Genomic DNA, 16522 nt, shown 5'->3' with positions numbered 1-16522 from the left:
ATCTAATCTGTGGCTTTAAAAATTTCATCTAACAGATATTTTTAAAAAGAGGCCTGATGATGCTGCGAACCAACAAGAGAACTTGTATAGTACGGAACTTGCACCCGCTCTCCACCAGGTCTTATCTTTGATTACTAAATTACATAAATTAATCTTGAAAATTCTCTTATATTGATTCGTACATCAAATACAAGATATTTCATTCAAAAAAAAATATTTAAGGAATCATTTTAATCTATCTAATCTGTGGCTTTAAAAAACATAACATTTGTCCGAACGTAACCCTGCCTTTAAAACCCGACTTTTATTTTATAGCTTCCGTTTACAGGAAGTTTTTTAATTCTTTTATTTCTTCAGGATTTGCCGTTTCTGTCTGATCTGTAATCGCAGACGAGTGATAAAAAGTAGGCTGCAATTTTTCCTGAAGTAATTTAATGTTTGAAGAGCGCAAACCTCCTCCGGGCATAATTTCAATTCGGTCACCCGCTAATTTCTGAATCATTGCCAAATCAAAAATTCCTTCTTCAACATTCTTCCCACGTCCTGAAGTCAGTATCGTTTGAAAACCACATGCAATTACCTCTTCCAATCCTTGTTCGATCGAATTCACCACATCAAAAGCACGATGAAAAGTACAGGAAAGCGGACTGGCCAATTGTACCAGTTCCAGATTCTGTTCTTTGTTTATACTGCCATCCTGATTTAAAATCCCGAAAACAAAACCATCAACTCCCAGTGCTTTAAGTTGTTTAATATCTTGTTTCATTTCCAGAAACTCTTCTTCTGTATAAACAAAATCACCACCACGAGGCCGGATAATAACGTGCATTTTAATGGTTAGTTTTTCCCGAACTCTTTCTGCTGTTATCAAATTTGGCGTTGTCCCGCCAAGTCGCATATCATCGCATAATTCGATTCTGTCTGCTCCATTGTCTTGTGCAATTATCGCCGATTCGTAATTGAAACAGGCTATCTCCAGTTGATTTTTTTTCATTTGATTGATTTAAAAGTGGCACCAGCTTAATGACGCCAAACAAAAATATAAATTAAAAACTGAACGATCAAAGCAAATCAAAGGTTAGAGCAACCATAAAGGCTTCGACTCCGCTCAGCCGGACAGTAATTGTAGAAGGTAAAAGGCTATAAATAGATCCGAGTGTCACCCTGAGTGGAGTCGAAGGCTTATTTACCACTAAAGTTTCTTATTAACGTGGTTCTTATGGCTCGTTTCATTTAGACATTCAGCCAGTTGTTTTAAATCATCCCATCTATCGTTTATAATAGCTTCTTTCTTTTTTCTACTCCAACCCTTTACTTGTTTTTCGAATGAAATGGCCTGAAGCACATAATTAAAATCAGTATAAAAAACTAGCTCTAAAGGTCTTCTATTAAAAGTATAACACCCCTTATTTAAACCCGACTTATGCTCATCGAATCTTCTTTCAATATTATTTGTGACTCCGGTGTAATAACTATTATCAGAACATTTCAAAATATAGACATAATACAATTTCATAAAATATATCTTTCAATTAAATCCAATTAAAAGTAAGAAAAATCTTTTAAAAAAATGATGTACTTATAATATTATTGATTTGCCTATTGGAACGTGGGCTTCGACTCCGCTCAGCCGGACAGTAACGGTATGAGAAAAAAAGACTATAAATAGAATCCGAGTGTCATCCTGAGCGAAGTCAAAGGCTCACAAACCGTAAAGGCTTCGACTCCGCTCAGCCGGACAGTAGTTGTAGAAGACAAAAGGCTAAAAATAGAACCCGAGTGTCACCCTGAGCGAAGTCGAAGGCTCACAAACTGCAAAACCTTCGACTCCGCTCAGCCGGACAATACAAGGCACAAAAAAACCTGCTCTAAAAAGGAGCAGGTTATGAAATATAATGCAAGATGAATTAATTTACCACTTAATGATCGCACTTGCCCAGGTAAAACCACTACCAAAAGCAGCCAAAACAACTGTATCACCTGATTTGATTTTTCCTTGTTCCCAAGCTTCAGTCAAAGCAATCGGAATAGAGGCTGCAGTAGTATTTCCGTATTTCTGAATATTATTATGTACCTGATCGTCACTCAATTTGAATTTATTTTGAATGAATTGTGAAATTCTTAAATTCGCCTGGTGAGGAATCAACATATCAATATCTGAAACCTGTAAACCATTTGCTTCTAATCCTTCATTGATAACTTCAGCAAAACGAACCACAGCATTTTTAAATACAAACTGTCCATTCATGTACGGATAATAACTCTCATCGTTAGGATCATTATCTGCTATAATATCGGTTACCCAGCGCGCTCCCATTCCTGGTGCCTGCAGAGCTAATTCTTCAGCATGCTGTCCTTCCGAATGCAAATGTGTTGATAAGATTCCTTTTGTCAAATCTTCTTCACGGCTTACAACTGCCGCTCCTGCGCCATCTCCAAAAATTACCGAAACTCCACGGCCACGAGTAGTCATATCCAGTCCTGTTGAATGTACTTCTGAACCAATTACCAGGATATTTTTATACATTCCGGTTTTAATGTACTGATCGGCAACCGACAATGCATAAACAAAACCAGAACATTGATTTCTAACATCCAGTGCTCCTACAGTACGTAATCCTAAATCACGCTGTACCAAAACTCCAGGTCCTGGAAAATAATAATCCGGACTTAAGGTAGCAAAAACTACAAAATCAATATCTTCTTTGGCTACACCAGAACGTTCTATAGCAATTTTAGCTGCTTTTACACCCATTGTAGTTGTGGTATCTTCCCCACGAATAATATGTCTACGCTCTTGAATTCCAGTTCTCTCCTGAATCCATTCGTCATTGGTATCAATTATCTTAGACAAATCATCGTTGGTCACAACATTTGAAGGGACATAATATCCTAAGCCCGCTATTTTTGAATGATACATATTGTTTTATTATTTGTTAAAAAATTGTAATGCAAATTTAAGTATACTTTAAAACATTAACGTCCAAATTAGTGTTTTTTTCGTAATTGGCAATTCAATATACTTTAATTATAAATAGGATTCTGACAGTTTATATTCTGAAAAAACATTATTTGCCTGAAAAATGTGAAAAGTATCAAAAATAACACCTAAAATGTAACAAGTTTGAAGTATTTTAGTCAAACATATAGGAATACCAAACTCTAAACTCCTAAAATTCAAATTATGAAATTAAAGGTTACATTACTGTTATTTCTTAACATTGGCTTTTTTGCCTTTGCACAAGAAAATCTCACTTACCAAAAACCATCAAAATCTATCTTAGATTTAGCCGATTACGAAAAAGCTCCTACCGTATCAATGGATACAAAAAAGGAGAATATGCTATTAATGTACAGAAGTACATATAAAACACTCGATGATCTAAACCAGGACGAACTTCGCTTAGGAGGTTTAAGAATTAATCCGGTAACAAATATTTCCAGCTCTGTAACTTATACAACGAATTTAAAGCTAAGAAAAATTAGCGGTAAAGAAGAGGTTCAGGTTTCAGGATTACCTCAAAATCCAAAAATAAGTAACATCCTTTGGTCTCCGAATGATAAAAAAATATTATTCTCTCACACCACAAGTTCTGGTGTCGAACTTTGGTTTCTGGATGTTGAAACTGCAAAAGCAACAAAACTTACCGAGGCAACTGTTAATGCCAATTTAGGAAATCCGTTTAGCTGGTTCTTAGACAATGAGACTATTTTGGTAAAAATGCTTCCAAAAAACAGAAAACCATTATTGGATCCTAAAAATGATTTACCAACTGGTCCAATTATCTCTAATACAGCAGGAACAAAATCTCAAAACAGAACGTTTCCTGATATGTTGAAAAATCAAAGTGACGAAATTAATTTTGAAAACATCACCACTTCTGAACTGTACAAAGTTAATCTTAATGGAAATGCTACATTGTTTAAAGAAGCTGCAATGTATTACGGAGAAAGAATTTCGCCAGACGGTAATTTTATTATGCTGACCACGATTCAAAAACCATTTTCTTACGTAGTTCCTTTGTACCGATTCCCATCCAGAACGATTGTTTATGATGCGAGAGGAAAAGAGATCAAAATAGTTAATGAAGTTCCGTTAAGCGAATTAATGCCAAAAGGTTTTATGGCTGTTCGAAAAGGAAAAAGAGAAATGGCATGGAGAAATGATAAACCTGCAACCTTATCTTATGTTGTAGCTTTAGATGAAGGTGATCCTGCCAATAAGGTTGATTTTAGAGACGAAGTTTTTCTTTGGAACGCTCCTTTTACAAGTGAGGCAACCTCTTTAACAAAAGTACCGCAACGTTATGCCGATATAACATGGGGTAATGACAATGTAGCTTTTCTAACAGATCAATGGTACGACACTCGTAATACCAAAACCTACTTGATCAATCCTGCAAACCCGGCTCAACAGCCAAAAGTAATTACAGACAGAAACCAACAAGATGTTTACTCAGATCCGGGAGTTTTCGAAACCAGAAAGAACGAATACAACAAATATGTTCTGGCGATTGAAAAAGACAACGCTTATCGTATCGGAGATGGATATACGAAAGAAGGACAATTTCCTTTTATTGATGAATTCAATCTAAAAACATTACAATCTAAACGTATTTATACTTCACCATACAAAGACAAAAAAGAAGATTTACTTGAAATTGAAGATTTTAAATCGGGGAAAGTTTTAGTACAAATTCAGTCTAAGAGTGAATATCCGAATTACTACTTTAGAAATATCAAAAAACAAAACAGCTTAACACCAATTACTTCTTTCAAAAATCCGTTTGAAAGCATTAAAAATGTGAGTAAGGAAGTGATCAAATACAAGCGTAAAGATGGTCTTGAACTTTCAGGAACTTTATATTTACCAGCCGGTTACGACAAAGCAAAAAAAGAAAAGTTACCTTTATTAATCTGGGCTTATCCAGCTGAGTACAAAGACAGAAACAGTGCCGGACAATCGACTCAAAATTCAAATGAATTCACAACTCCTTATTACGGATCGTTTGTGTATTGGGTAACTAAAGGATATGTTGTTCTTGATGATGCCGCTTTCCCTATCATTGGTGAAGGAACGACTGAGCCTAATGATAATTTTATGCCACAATTGGTAGCCAATGCAGAAGCTGCAATTGATGCTGTTGATGCTTTGGGATATATTAACCGTAAAAAAGTAGCGATTGGAGGTCACTCGTATGGTGCTTTTATGACTGCCAACTTACTGACTCACTCCAACCTTTTTGCTTGTGGAATCGCCCGAAGCGGTGCTTATAACAGAACGCTGACTCCTTTTGGATTTCAAACAGAACAACGTAATTACTGGGAAGTTCCGGAAGTGTATACTAAAATGTCTCCTTTTATGAATGCCGACAAAATGAAAACACCTCTTTTGTTAGTTCATGGTGAGGCCGACAATAATCCGGGAACTTTTACTTTACAAACAGAGCGTTACTACCAGGCTTTGAAAGGCTTAGGAGCGACTGCAAGAATGGTTATCCTGCCGAAAGAAGCACATAGTTATGTTGCCAAAGAAAACATTTTACACTTGCTTTGGGAACAAGATCAGTTTTTAGAAAAATATCTGAAAAACTAAATCACTACAAAAAGCAAACCGGACAGATTTTAAAAACCTGTCCGGTTTAATAATAAAAAAAGCCATAAACTTAATCGATTAGTTTATGGCTTTTATTTTATAAATAGTTCAAACCTAAAAATATTTCCTGTTCAAGCGGAAGGTCAATTTCACTTTCAAAAAAGATTAATTGTCTTTTATAAACCGTTTCGATGAGATAGTGATTCCCCCTAAAATAAGTTCTTCTGATTTTTACCGGCAAATTAGACTCGGTAACCATTTTAAACTGATGCGGATACACCAAAGTTTTATGCATTTGATCTTCATACGGAACCAACAAATGTGTAGGAACTTCGTTTACCTCTCCAAAAAGCGAGGCTACATATTTCGTTTCAGGATCTTCGTAAATTTTTGTTGGATTGTCCTTAATAATAACTTCTCCGTTACGCATCACAATGGCTTCATCGGCAAATGACAAAGCATCTGTACTATCGTGTGTAGCAATAATACAGGTAATTCCTTTTTGTTTCAAATAGCGAAATAAGTTTCGGCGTAATGCATTTTTTCTAAAAGCATCAATTTGACTGAAGGGTTCATCCAGTAAAATCACCTCAGGCTCTAAAGCTAAAACTCTCACCAGCGCCACTCTCTGCTGCTGACCACCACTCAAAAATTTAGCTTTCACGTTCGAAAACTGCTCCATTTCGACCATCTCCAATAATTCCTGAACGCGCAGTTTTTTCATATTTGCAAAACCATTCGAAAGAAACTTCCCAACATTCTCCGCAACTGTTTCATAAGGAGACAAATCAAAATCCTGAGCCAGATATTTCATAAATGGCATTCCGGGAATCAAATTGTACTTTGGTCCTAAAATAGGCTTCTCATTATAAAAAATCTTGCCTTCATCCAGGTTGTACAAGCCGTACATAAGTTTTAAAAGTGTACTTTTCCCGCAGCCGCTTTCACCAATAATGGCAATATTCTCACCTTTATTTATGGTAAAAGAAACGTTTTTTATAACAGGGTTTTCGGTGTACGAAAAAGAGATATTTTGAATGTCGAGCATGGGTTATATTTGAAAGTCCAAATTTACAATGTTTAATTTCTAAAGTCAAAAAAAAGCTGCTTCAATTATGAAACAGCTTTTAAGAAATTTTATTGTAGTTTGAAACTATTTTCCAGCCTGAGCTTTAGCATCATTTACCATTTTGTCGTTTGCAGTGATAGAAAACTCTACACGACGGTTTTGTGCTCTTCCTTCTGGTGTGTCGTTTGTCGCAATTGGATCAACAATACCTAAACCTGAAGTTTTAAAACGGCTTGATTTTAATCCTTTTGAAACTAAATAAGCCTGTACCGAAGCAGCTCTTTGTCCTGAAAGTGTCAAATTGTATTCTGGTCTTCCTGTATTATCAGTATATCCAAAAATTTGAATATCAGTATCTCCATACTCGTTAAATACTGGTACCAATTTATCTAAATTTGCTTTAGCCTGAGGCGTCAAAGTAGATTTATTAGTATCAAAACGTACTGCATTTTCATTTAAAGTTAAGTGAATTCCTTCTCCTACTCTTTCTACGTTTGCACCTGGTAAAGCCTGATCAATTTCACGGGCTTGTTTGTCCATTTTGTTTCCAATAAGAGCACCGGTTCCTCCACCTACAGCAGCTCCAATTGCAGCTCCCAAAGCAGCATTTCCACCTTTTCCTAGGTTATTTCCTAAAACAGCACCTATAATACCACCCGCAACTACTCCAATTCCGGCACCTTTTTGTGTGTTATTTGCATTTTTTACTGAATCACAGCTTGTAAAAAAACTTGCTAATACTAGCAAACAACTCAAACTTAAAACGGTTATCTTTCTCATCTTTCTATATTTTTATTTTTAATTGGCTCTTTGAAATTGGTACACTACATCTTTTGTTTGTCCACCTACGTTAATGTTATCGATCAACTGAAATGAATTATCAGTCAAACCTGCAACTTTTAATAGGTATCCATCTCTTACCTTTTTAGCTTTTATTCCAGCATCCAAAATTTTAAGAACAAACATTCCCTGATTATTAACACTCCAAACAATTGGTGAATTAAATCCGGTGCAGCTTGCTGCTGTCAAAGCCATTGATCCTTTGTTGTTGTTTGAAATGAAATTCCACGTACTTCCGATGAAGCATTTAGAATCTGCAAGATCAAAAGAATTTACCTTGATATATTCAGAACCGGGATAAGAAACATTGGTTAAAACCCAATTTCCTTTAATAGCTACCTGAGTAGGTCTGTCAAGTTTAGTCGATAGTGTGGGTGCTCCATTTGAAGCTGTTGTAGACGAAGCTGATTTACACGCAAAAAACATCGCGGCCATCATGCAAATGAAAATAATTTTCTTCATTTTGTACATTTTTTTTAGAGTTAATACTGACACGTTTAACAATTATTATACCACAAAGATACAATTCAAAGGGATATCTCGGGTTTCAGAATCTAATTATTTTCTTTCAAAATTAACACTTACGCCATTTTGTCACCCAAAAAACAATTGGTATTCTATTTGAAGAAATGAAAATCATCACATTAAACTAAAAAATAAAAAAATATGACAACAGGTAAAATTAATGTTTCAGTAGAAAACATCTTTCCCTTAATCAAAAAATTCTTATACAGCGATCACGAAATTTTCTTACGTGAGCTTGTTTCCAACGGAACTGACGCTACTTTAAAACTAAAACATCTTATTAGTATTGGCGAAGCTAAAGTAGAATACGGAAATCCGGTTATCGAAATCAAAGTAGACAAAGAAGGAAAAAAAATCCATATTATCGATCAGGGTCTTGGAATGACTGCTGACGAAGTGGAAAAATACATCAATCAGGTTGCTTTTTCAGGGGCTGAAGAATTCCTTGACAAATACAAAGATTCTGCTAAAGATTCAGGAATTATTGGTCACTTTGGTCTTGGTTTTTATTCTGCCTTTATGGTTGCAGAAAAAGTAGAAATCATTACAAAATCATACAAAGATGAACCTGCAGCACACTGGACATGTGACGGAAGCCCTGAATTTACTTTAGAACCAGCTGATAAAACTTCACGTGGTACTGAAATCATCCTGCACATTGCTGAAGATTCTCTTGAATTTTTAGAAGATTCAAAAATCAGTGGATTATTGAATAAGTACAACAAGTTTATGCCTGTGCCAATTAAATTTGGAACCAGAACAGAAACACTTCCAAAACCGGAAGATGCTCCTGAAGATTATGTAAATGAAACAGTTGAAATCGACAACATCATCAACAATCCAAATCCGGCATGGACGAAACAACCAACTGAATTATCTGACGAAGACTACAAAAACTTCTACAGAGAATTATACCCAATGCAGTTTGAGGAGCCGTTGTTCAACATTCACTTAAATGTAGACTATCCTTTTAACTTAACCGGAATCTTGTATTTCCCCAAATTAGGTTCGGACATGCAGATTCAAAAAGACAAAATTCAATTGTACCAAAACCAGGTTTACGTTACAGATAACGTAGAAGGAATTGTACCTGAATTTTTAACGATGTTAAAAGGTGTTATTGATTCACCGGATATTCCATTGAACGTTTCCCGTTCAGGATTACAAGCTGATGGTGCGGTTAAAAAGATCTCAAACTACATCACTCGTAAAGTAGCCGATAAACTAAAAGCTTTGTTCAATGAAAATCGTGCTGATTTTGAACAAAAATGGAACGACATTAAAATCGTGTTAGAATACGGAATGCTTTCTGAAGATAAATTCTACGAAAAAGCCGGTGCGTTTGTGTTGTACCCAACAGTTGACGATACCTACTTTACGCTGGAAGAATTAAAAGAAAAATTAAAAGAAAATCAAACCGACAAAGACGGAAAACTGATCGTTCTTTATGCCGGAAACAAAGATGCACAGCATTCTTATATTGAAACAGCAAAAGAAAAAGGATATGAAGTATTACTTCTAGACTCACCTATTATCTCACATTTAATTCAAAAAATTGAAGGCGACAATAGCGGTTTAACTTTTGTACGTGTAGACTCTGATCACATTGATAATTTAATCAAGAAAGAAGAAAACACTATTTCGAAATTATCGGATGAAGAAAAAGAAACATTAAAAACTTCTTTAGAAACTTACATCCCTAAAGCATACTCTGTACAATTGGAAGCAATGGACAGTCAGGCAGCTCCATTTATCATCACGCAACCTGAATTCATGCGAAGAATGAAAGAAATGAGTCAGTCAGGTGGTGGCGGAATGTTCGGAATGGGTAACATGCCGGAAATGTACAATTTGATTGTAAACACCAATTCAGACTTAGCGTCAAGCATCCTGAACACAGAAGACAAGACACATCAGGAACACTTGGTAAAACAAGCTTTAGACTTAGCTAAATTGTCACAAAACTTATTAAAAGGAGAAGCTTTAACCGCTTTCGTAAAAAGAAGTTTTGAAATGATTAAATAAAACTTTTAGCAATACAAGTTTTCAAAATTAGAATTTAGGCCCTGCAAATAAACTTGCAGGGCTTTTTACTTTTAGAAAAAACAGCCCTCAATCAAGCTTCTTTGAATCCAATTGATTTTTTTACTGCATTTCATTTTTTTCGTTACATTTGATTGCCTTTTAATCTAATCAAAAAACAAAAACTACTATGAAAAAGACAGTATTTTTACTTCTAACCATTTGCACAACAACACTAACACAAGTTTCCTGTTCGAGCAATGACGACACAAAAAACCAATCTGAATCTGATGTCACGTCAGTTGGAGCTTCACTTACCATCGATGCCATAAATGATATGGACATTAAAACCGGGTTAATTGTTACAACAAAAAACACCTCCTCAGCAAAATCAGACGAAACAACACCGGGAATCTGTGGTGCAATTACAATTACACAACAAAGCCCAACCTCTTATCCTAAAGTTTCCACAGTTGATTACGGAACCGGATGTACCGACAATCTGATCAACAGAAAAGGAAAATTAAAAATCACGCTTTCAGGACCGATAATTACTACCGGAAGCAAAATAACCATCGAAAGAATCGACTATTCTTTTAATGGCATAAAATTGGAAGGAACAATAGAATACACCAACACAACAACTGTGGCAACTGTACCACAATGGAGCCGAAAAGTGACCAACGGAAAGTTCACTGATTTAGAAGGCAGAGTTTATCTTAACTCAGGAAGCTGGACTGTAAAACAAACCGCAGGTGTCGACACTCCTTATGTTCTGGAAGACAATACGTATGAAATGACTGAAGGAAACCACACCATTACCAATTCAAACGGAGCTGTATTGACCTTAACCGTTCAGGAATCATTGATTAAAAAATATACTTGCGATTTTATTTCCAAAGGAAAACTGAAAGTTCAAAGTAATTTACTAAACGGAGTAGTTGATTATGGCAACAATGATTGCGACAAAAAATTTACGTTCACAAACCAAAACGGAACTACATTTAATCTCTCCATGTAATACTCTTTAATTCCCAAAAATATCAAATCCCAATTTAGAAATAGATTGGGATTTATTTTTTCGCAAAATTTAAATGCCACTACGTACATTCAAACTATTTTCTTTATTTTGCAGCAAAATCTAAAAAACCAATGAAAAAATCAATTATTGCTTTTGTTACTCTTGCCCTATTGGCATCATGCAGCAAAAAAGAATCAACTGACGGTTTGCACCTTACAGGAAATATAAAAGGATTAAAAAACGGAACTTTATATATTCAGAAAATCGTTGACACATCACTTGTTGCTATTGACAGCATTAAAATAGACGGAAATTCTGCATTTGAAACAAATATAAAACTGGAATCTCCTGAAATGTTATATTTATTCCTGGATCGTGGAGTAACCAACTCACTGGACAACAATGTTATGTTTTTCGCAGAACCCGGAAATATCAACATCGACACGAACCTGGATAACTTTATTTATGGTGCAAAAATTACAGGATCTAAAAATCAGGAATTATACGATGAATACAAAAAGATAAATTCTCGTTTCAATGAAGAAAGCCTTGCTATGGTAGAATCGAGATTTAAAGCCGTAAAAAGAAAGGATCAGAAAGCCATTGACAGTATTAACGTCAAACAGGAATCTAACATCAAAAGAAAGTATTTATACGCTACTAACTTTGCTCTAAACAACAAAGATCATGAAATCGCTCCTTATATCGCTTTAGCTGAGATTTACGATATCAATATTAAATTTTTGGATACGATTCAGAAATCAATGACGCCAAAAGTAGCCAATTCATTATACGGTAAGAAACTAACAAAATACGTTGCCGATATCAAGAAAGAGCAGCAAAAATAAAATCCAACAAAAAATGTCCTGAATAATCAGGACATTTTTTTTATATCAAATTTCATCTTTTTACTTCTTATCTTCCAAGCAGAGCACCCAAAATTCCAAATACAAATATAAGTCCGTATAAAGCAAGAATAGCCAGCATGAAAATGCCTATGAATTTATAGTGTGATTTCAGATAGCCCAGAGAACTGGTCAACAACTCTGAATCGTTCTCTCTAAAAGCTCTTTTTGTATTTACAGCAAACTTGTACAAATAATAAACCGGAAAGAAATAGACCGCCGCAATAAAAACATAAAAGAACCCCATTAACGCTCCAAAAGAGCCTCCAAGACCTCCCATTCCCACCATACTATTTCCCATAGCCGAAAAGATAGTTCCTGCAAAAACGGCAATTAAAACCATCAACCCAATTCCTACGAATCCTAAAATAGACAGGAAATAAGCCCATTTGGCGGTTTCCTTTAAAAAGTCTTTAGCAGTTTGGTCAAGCTGCAATTCAAATTTTTCAAAAACTGATGTTTCTTCCATTATTAATATGTTTTTTGGTTAAGCAACAAACATAAGAAAAATAGCATTACAAACATCTCCATCAAAAATAAGTCAGATACAAAAAAGATAGCTTCTAGGGTATTTCTCTTAATTCCCAGCGAATTTCGAACAGATTTCTTGTAGACACTTCCAATAACTACACCTGCATACTTTACACAAAACCTTGCTCTCTTTAGGGTTAGAAAAAAAAGCCCACGGATTACACAGATTCGTTTCACGAAAACGCGGATCTGCACGGATTTTTATTCTAAAGAATATTACACCCGTGTACTTTGCGTAAAACCTTGCGCTCTTTGCGGTTAAAAAACCATATGCAGATTCGTTTCACGAAAACACCAATCTAGACAGATTTCACTTTGGAGCAAAAAAAAAAAACCACTCACAAAATGTGAATGGTTTTTGAGCCGATAGAGGGACTCGAACCCACGACCTGCTGATTACAAATCAGCTGCTCTAGCCAGCTGAGCTACATCGGCCTTTTAACGCGTGCAAAACTACAATAGTTTTTTATATTTTCCAAAATAATTTTACCACTTTTTTTGGTAAAAAAACCACCCACAAAGTAGGTGGTTTTATGTTGAGCCGATAGAGGGACTCGAACCCACGACCTGCTGATTACAAATCAGCTGCTCTAGCCAGCTGAGCTACATCGGCCTCAATACGGGTGCAAATATAGAGCGGTTTTTCGTTTTCCCAAAATAAATTTGCACTTTTTTTATACTTTTTTTGCTTACAATTCGTTGATTTTAGCAATCAATTGATTAGCAGTTTCTTCCAACTCAACATTGATTTGTTTGAAGTGCGCTTTTTTGTTTTCAACATTCTTAGCGTTTACTTTTGTGATCAAAGTATCAAATGCAGCGATAGCCTGATCAACCAAAGCATTCGTTTCAGGGGTAGGATTTCCTGTTGTTGACATTTCAAATAAGTAAATTGCCTCAATAATATCTCCTAATACGAAATTGATATCTTTCTTTAAGTTTTTAACGTTTGCCATTTTTATTTTAATTTAAATTTGCGACTGCAAAAGTACATATAATCTTTTTATTACGCGCTATGAAATGTAAATTTCTAAAATTGAAGCATTTCCATTTAAAAGAAATGCATTTGTCTCAGTTCGAAACTAATACCTTTTCTACTCTACAACACCAGCTCTTTAATCGTTTCCATTGCTTTCTGAATGTGTTTTTCTGCATTCATACTATCAAAAATCAGAATAACTACTCCATTCTTATCGATAATATAAGTAACTCTTCCCGGCAAAAGACCAAATAGTGTATTACGCACCCCAAAAAGATGTCGCAATTTTTTATCCTGATCAGACAATAATATAAAAGGCAATTGATGTTTATTGGCAAATTTATGATGCGATTTTACAGTATCGCTGCTTATACCAATAACTTCGGCACCCAAGTCCTTGAAATCTTCGTATTGATCTCTAAAACTACAAGCTTCTGTCGTACATCCCGGTGTATTGTCTTTTGGGTAAAAATAAATCACGAGCGGCTTTCGTCCCAAAACACTTTGGCTTTCGAAAACTTCTCCATGATTATCTTTAGCAGTAAAATTCGGAACTATATCTCCTATTTTTAATGACATTTATTCTTCTCCTTTATAAGTTACAAAATTGCGGTCGGTTTCATTCAAAACAATTTCTAAATCAAAATCGGGTTGAATTCTCTTTTTAATTTTATTCCATATCACAACAGCAATATGCTCTGCTGTTGGATTCAAATCCTGAAATTCCGGAACATCCAGATTCAGGTTTTTGTGATCGAACGGAATCTCTACTTCTTCACGTATGATATCCGCTAATACTTTCACATCCAGAACAAAACCGGTTTCGGGGTCAATTTTTCCTGTAACACTTACTGTTAAACCATAATTATGACCATGAAAATTGGGGTTATTGCATTTTCCAAAAACGGCATCGTTTTTTTCAAATGTCCAATCTTTCCTGTACAATCGATGTGCAGCATTAAAATGTGCTTTTCTTGATATGGTTACTTTCATTTTGGTTGGTGGTTGGTTTAGTTTAAAGTTTATGGTCTTCTAAATAATGATAAAATTCATCAAATATTATTTTAAACCATACGGTATAAATTTCGGGCTGTTGTTGAATATCTTCTTTTACATCTTCTATTTTCATCCATTTCCAATCCTCCACTTCGTCTGTATTGATAGCGGGATCATCATTAAAATACCCAATCATAACGTGATCGAGCTCGTGTTCTGTCAAGCCATTATCAAAAGGAGCTTTATAAATAAAATGAAAGAGTTCCTTTAAGTCTGTCTTAAACCCCATTTCCTCAAAAAGTCTCCTGCTCCCGGCCTGGACATTTGTCTCTCCTTCACGCTGATGACTACAGCATGTATTTGTCCAGAGTAAAGGTGAGTGATATTTTTGATGAGCACGTTGCTGCAACATTATTTCATTCTTATCATTTAAGACAAAAACCGAAAAAGCACGATGCAACATCGCTTTTTCATGTGCTTCCAATTTTGGCATTAAGCCAATTTGTTCATCCTGTTGGTTTACTAGTATTACGTTTTCTTCTGTCATAGGGCTTATTGATCAAACAAAAATACGAAAAAAGAAATGGCTTGAAAATCCTGAAAGAGATTGTGAAAAGTTTAACGAGCTTACAATAACACAAGAAACTAGTTATCAATAAAATACAAACCAATTAATCTTCAAAACTCTTTAAATACAAGCCCTAAAACTGAATTCCTTTGTTTTACGTAAATAATAAAAGTTAAAACATACTTAAAAAAATCTGAATTGTAAACTACGCGACATTTCCAGGCGAAATCTAGCCGTATCTTTGAAATACAGAATTAAAGCACTCCTAACAATGAAAACAAAAACTCAATTTCTCGGCCTTTGCTTTTTAATTCCGCTCTTTATTCTACAAGCATGCGGACAAAATACAAAAAAGCAAAATACAACAACGACGGCCATGGAAAACAAAATTAGCAAGCCCGGAAATCCTTATTATTCCAATACCGACACAACAAAACTCAACGTCAGCAATGCCGAATGGAAAAAAGTACTCCCTGAAGATGTATATGCCGTAATGCGTGAGGCGGATACAGAAAGACCTTTCACCGGAAAATACTGGAAAACAGACGAAAAAGGAACTTATTATTGTGCTTCCTGCGGCAATAAACTTTTTCGCTCAGGAGCGAAATTTGCCAGCAGCTGCGGATGGCCCAGTTTCTTCGAACAAGACAACAAGAAAAGTGTTGTTTACAAAAATGACAATTCTCTTGGTATGGAAAGAATTGAAGCCCTATGCGGACGTTGCGGCGGGCACTTAGGTCATTTATTTGATGACGGACCTCCACCAACCGGAAAACGCTACTGCATGAATTCGATTGCACTTGACTTTATTCCCGATACTAAATAAAACTAAAAATGAAGAACTTATTCTTAATTAGCCTGTTTGCATTGTCCTTAAATGGATTTGCACAAAACAGCAAAACAAAAAACTCCTCAAATCTGGAAACAATTACACTTGGCGGAGGCTGCTACTGGTGTGTTGAAGCCGTTTATGAAAATCTGGCGGGGGTAAAATCTGTAGTCTCCGGTTTTTCAGGCGGAAAAGTCGCTAATCCAACCTATGAAGAGGTTTGCACAGGAACAACAGGTCACGCCGAAGTAGTCCAGATTACTTATGATAAAAACGTAACGGATATCAATGAAATTTTCAAAGTTTTCTTTACCGTTCACGATCCAACAACTTTAAACAGACAAGGAGCTGATGTTGGCACTCAGTATCGTTCTGTTATTTTTTACAAAAATGACGAACAAAAAAAGGCCGCAGAAAGCATTATTACAGAGCTTAACAAAGCAAAAGTCTACAACAGTCCAATTGTAACAAAGGTGGACCCTTTTAAAGTTTTTTATAAAGCCGAAGATTATCACCAAAATTATTATGCCAACAACAAAAACCAACCGTATTGCAAAATGGTCATTCAGCCCAAAATAGAAAAATTTGAAAAGGTTTTTAAGGATAAATTGAAAAATAAACAAAAGGCATAATTGCACAAA

General features: G+C 35.4%; 17 protein-coding genes and 2 tRNA genes. 6 read left to right on the top strand and 13 right to left on the bottom strand.

From position 1 onward, the window contains the following. Window positions 1-322: 322 nt before the first annotated feature. The 3 genes from B0A80_RS18055 to B0A80_RS18045 all read right to left on the bottom strand — a co-directional run bounded on the left by B0A80_RS18055 (window position 323) and on the right by B0A80_RS18045 (window position 2920). Window positions 323-994: a copper homeostasis protein CutC gene (locus tag B0A80_RS18055; protein ID WP_089078199.1), complete on the bottom strand. Its 672-nt coding sequence runs from the start codon at window positions 992-994 to the stop codon at window positions 323-325. Window positions 995-1192: 198 nt separating this feature from the next. Beyond that, window positions 1193-1516 (bottom strand): GIY-YIG nuclease family protein, encoded by a 324-nt coding sequence (locus tag B0A80_RS18050; RefSeq protein WP_089078198.1) that lies wholly within the window; start codon window positions 1514-1516, stop codon window positions 1193-1195. 396 nt (window positions 1517-1912) lie between these two features. Beyond that, window positions 1913-2920, bottom strand: coding sequence for a 3-oxoacyl-ACP synthase III family protein (locus B0A80_RS18045; RefSeq protein WP_017494896.1), 1008 nt, complete (start codon window positions 2918-2920; stop codon window positions 1913-1915). Between the two features lie 264 nt (window positions 2921-3184). Between B0A80_RS18045 and B0A80_RS18040 the strand changes: the two genes are divergently transcribed. Continuing rightward, entirely contained in the window at window positions 3185-5596 is a 2412-nt protein-coding gene (locus B0A80_RS18040) for a S9 family peptidase (RefSeq protein WP_089078197.1), read from the top strand. Window positions 5597-5693: 97 nt separating this feature from the next. On the opposite strand, the gene B0A80_RS18035 is transcribed toward B0A80_RS18040, so the two are convergent. The 3 genes from B0A80_RS18035 to B0A80_RS18025 all read right to left on the bottom strand — a co-directional run bounded on the left by B0A80_RS18035 (window position 5694) and on the right by B0A80_RS18025 (window position 7967). Continuing rightward, entirely contained in the window at window positions 5694-6644 is a 951-nt protein-coding gene (locus B0A80_RS18035) for an ABC transporter ATP-binding protein (protein ID WP_017494898.1), read from the bottom strand. A 105-nt stretch (window positions 6645-6749) separates the two neighbouring features. Continuing rightward, window positions 6750-7445 carry an OmpA family protein gene (locus tag B0A80_RS18030; protein WP_017494899.1) on the bottom strand — a complete coding sequence of 232 codons (696 nt, stop codon included), beginning with the start codon at window positions 7443-7445 and terminating at the stop codon, window positions 6750-6752. 18 nt (window positions 7446-7463) lie between these two features. Beyond that, on the bottom strand, window positions 7464-7967 hold the full coding sequence (locus tag B0A80_RS18025; protein ID WP_026109809.1) for a lipocalin family protein: 504 nt from the start codon (window positions 7965-7967) through the stop codon (window positions 7464-7466). 204 nt (window positions 7968-8171) lie between these two features. Between B0A80_RS18025 and htpG the strand changes: the two genes are divergently transcribed. The 3 genes from htpG to B0A80_RS18010 all read left to right on the top strand — a co-directional run bounded on the left by htpG (window position 8172) and on the right by B0A80_RS18010 (window position 11921). Next, complete coding sequence (htpG, locus tag B0A80_RS18020) at window positions 8172-10055, top strand: molecular chaperone HtpG (protein WP_017494901.1); 1884 nt, start codon at window positions 8172-8174, stop codon at window positions 10053-10055. A gap of 187 nt (window positions 10056-10242) precedes the next feature. Then, window positions 10243-11073 carry a hypothetical protein gene (locus B0A80_RS18015; RefSeq protein WP_089078196.1) on the top strand — a complete coding sequence of 277 codons (831 nt, stop codon included), beginning with the start codon at window positions 10243-10245 and terminating at the stop codon, window positions 11071-11073. A gap of 131 nt (window positions 11074-11204) precedes the next feature. Further along, window positions 11205-11921 (top strand): DUF4369 domain-containing protein, encoded by a 717-nt coding sequence (locus tag B0A80_RS18010; RefSeq protein WP_070907804.1) that lies wholly within the window; start codon window positions 11205-11207, stop codon window positions 11919-11921. A gap of 67 nt (window positions 11922-11988) precedes the next feature. Here B0A80_RS18010 and B0A80_RS18005 read toward each other — a convergent pair whose 3' ends face one another. The 7 genes from B0A80_RS18005 to idi form a co-directional block, all read right to left on the bottom strand. Next, window positions 11989-12447: a hypothetical protein gene (locus B0A80_RS18005; protein WP_089078195.1), complete on the bottom strand. Its 459-nt coding sequence runs from the start codon at window positions 12445-12447 to the stop codon at window positions 11989-11991. Between the two features lie 423 nt (window positions 12448-12870). Then, window positions 12871-12944, bottom strand: a tRNA-Thr gene (locus tag B0A80_RS18000). A gap of 104 nt (window positions 12945-13048) precedes the next feature. Then, window positions 13049-13122: transfer RNA gene (locus B0A80_RS17995), tRNA-Thr, on the bottom strand. A 76-nt stretch (window positions 13123-13198) separates the two neighbouring features. Continuing rightward, window positions 13199-13465, bottom strand: a complete 267-nt coding sequence (locus B0A80_RS17990; protein WP_017494905.1) for a hypothetical protein — start codon at window positions 13463-13465, stop codon at window positions 13199-13201. Window positions 13466-13608: 143 nt separating this feature from the next. Further along, a complete protein-coding gene (locus B0A80_RS17985; protein ID WP_017494906.1) occupies window positions 13609-14067 on the bottom strand; it encodes a peroxiredoxin in 459 nt (152 codons plus the stop codon). Then, a complete protein-coding gene (locus tag B0A80_RS17980) occupies window positions 14068-14481 on the bottom strand; it encodes a 6-pyruvoyl trahydropterin synthase family protein (protein WP_017494907.1) in 414 nt (137 codons plus the stop codon). A gap of 22 nt (window positions 14482-14503) precedes the next feature. Then, the gene (gene idi, locus B0A80_RS17975) at window positions 14504-15031 is read right to left on the bottom strand and encodes an isopentenyl-diphosphate Delta-isomerase (RefSeq protein WP_089078194.1); all 528 of its coding nucleotides are present in this window, start codon (window positions 15029-15031) and stop codon (window positions 14504-14506) included. Between the two features lie 292 nt (window positions 15032-15323). On the opposite strand from idi, the gene msrB reads away from it, so the two are divergent. Both msrB and msrA read left to right on the top strand, forming a co-directional pair. Beyond that, window positions 15324-15878, top strand: coding sequence for a peptide-methionine (R)-S-oxide reductase MsrB (gene msrB, locus B0A80_RS17970; protein WP_089078193.1), 555 nt, complete (start codon window positions 15324-15326; stop codon window positions 15876-15878). An 8-nt stretch (window positions 15879-15886) separates the two neighbouring features. Next, window positions 15887-16513, top strand: a complete 627-nt coding sequence (msrA, locus tag B0A80_RS17965; RefSeq protein ID WP_208861494.1) for a peptide-methionine (S)-S-oxide reductase MsrA — start codon at window positions 15887-15889, stop codon at window positions 16511-16513. Window positions 16514-16522: the final 9 nt, after the last annotated feature.

This window comes from Flavobacterium tructae (genome assembly GCF_002217475.1).
Taxonomy (GTDB): Bacteria; Bacteroidota; Bacteroidia; order Flavobacteriales; family Flavobacteriaceae; genus Flavobacterium; species Flavobacterium tructae.
The sequence above is the reverse complement of the archived record's forward strand: the minus strand, read 5'-3'. Positions and strand labels throughout refer to the sequence as shown.

What these genes read in the sequence shown, in the direction of transcription:
- B0A80_RS18055 (WP_089078199.1), bottom strand. Translation starts at nt 994, where the DNA reads ATGAAAAAAAATCAACTGGAGATAGCCTGTTTCAATTACGAATCGGCG.
- B0A80_RS18050 (WP_089078198.1), bottom strand. Translation starts at nt 1,516, where the DNA reads ATGAAATTGTATTATGTCTATATTTTGAAATGTTCTGATAATAGTTAT.
- B0A80_RS18045 (WP_017494896.1), bottom strand. Translation starts at nt 2,920, where the DNA reads ATGTATCATTCAAAAATAGCGGGCTTAGGATATTATGTCCCTTCAAAT.
- B0A80_RS18040 (WP_089078197.1), top strand. Translation starts at nt 3,185, where the DNA reads ATGAAATTAAAGGTTACATTACTGTTATTTCTTAACATTGGCTTTTTT.
- B0A80_RS18035 (WP_017494898.1), bottom strand. Translation starts at nt 6,644, where the DNA reads ATGCTCGACATTCAAAATATCTCTTTTTCGTACACCGAAAACCCTGTT.
- B0A80_RS18030 (WP_017494899.1), bottom strand. Translation starts at nt 7,445, where the DNA reads ATGAGAAAGATAACCGTTTTAAGTTTGAGTTGTTTGCTAGTATTAGCA.
- B0A80_RS18025 (WP_026109809.1), bottom strand. Translation starts at nt 7,967, where the DNA reads ATGAAGAAAATTATTTTCATTTGCATGATGGCCGCGATGTTTTTTGCG.
- htpG (WP_017494901.1), top strand. Translation starts at nt 8,172, where the DNA reads ATGACAACAGGTAAAATTAATGTTTCAGTAGAAAACATCTTTCCCTTA.
- B0A80_RS18015 (WP_089078196.1), top strand. Translation starts at nt 10,243, where the DNA reads ATGAAAAAGACAGTATTTTTACTTCTAACCATTTGCACAACAACACTA.
- B0A80_RS18010 (WP_070907804.1), top strand. Translation starts at nt 11,205, where the DNA reads ATGAAAAAATCAATTATTGCTTTTGTTACTCTTGCCCTATTGGCATCA.
- B0A80_RS18005 (WP_089078195.1), bottom strand. Translation starts at nt 12,447, where the DNA reads ATGGAAGAAACATCAGTTTTTGAAAAATTTGAATTGCAGCTTGACCAA.
- B0A80_RS17990 (WP_017494905.1), bottom strand. Translation starts at nt 13,465, where the DNA reads ATGGCAAACGTTAAAAACTTAAAGAAAGATATCAATTTCGTATTAGGA.
- B0A80_RS17985 (WP_017494906.1), bottom strand. Translation starts at nt 14,067, where the DNA reads ATGTCATTAAAAATAGGAGATATAGTTCCGAATTTTACTGCTAAAGAT.
- B0A80_RS17980 (WP_017494907.1), bottom strand. Translation starts at nt 14,481, where the DNA reads ATGAAAGTAACCATATCAAGAAAAGCACATTTTAATGCTGCACATCGA.
- idi (WP_089078194.1), bottom strand. Translation starts at nt 15,031, where the DNA reads ATGACAGAAGAAAACGTAATACTAGTAAACCAACAGGATGAACAAATT.
- msrB (WP_089078193.1), top strand. Translation starts at nt 15,324, where the DNA reads ATGAAAACAAAAACTCAATTTCTCGGCCTTTGCTTTTTAATTCCGCTC.
- msrA (WP_208861494.1), top strand. Translation starts at nt 15,887, where the DNA reads ATGAAGAACTTATTCTTAATTAGCCTGTTTGCATTGTCCTTAAATGGA.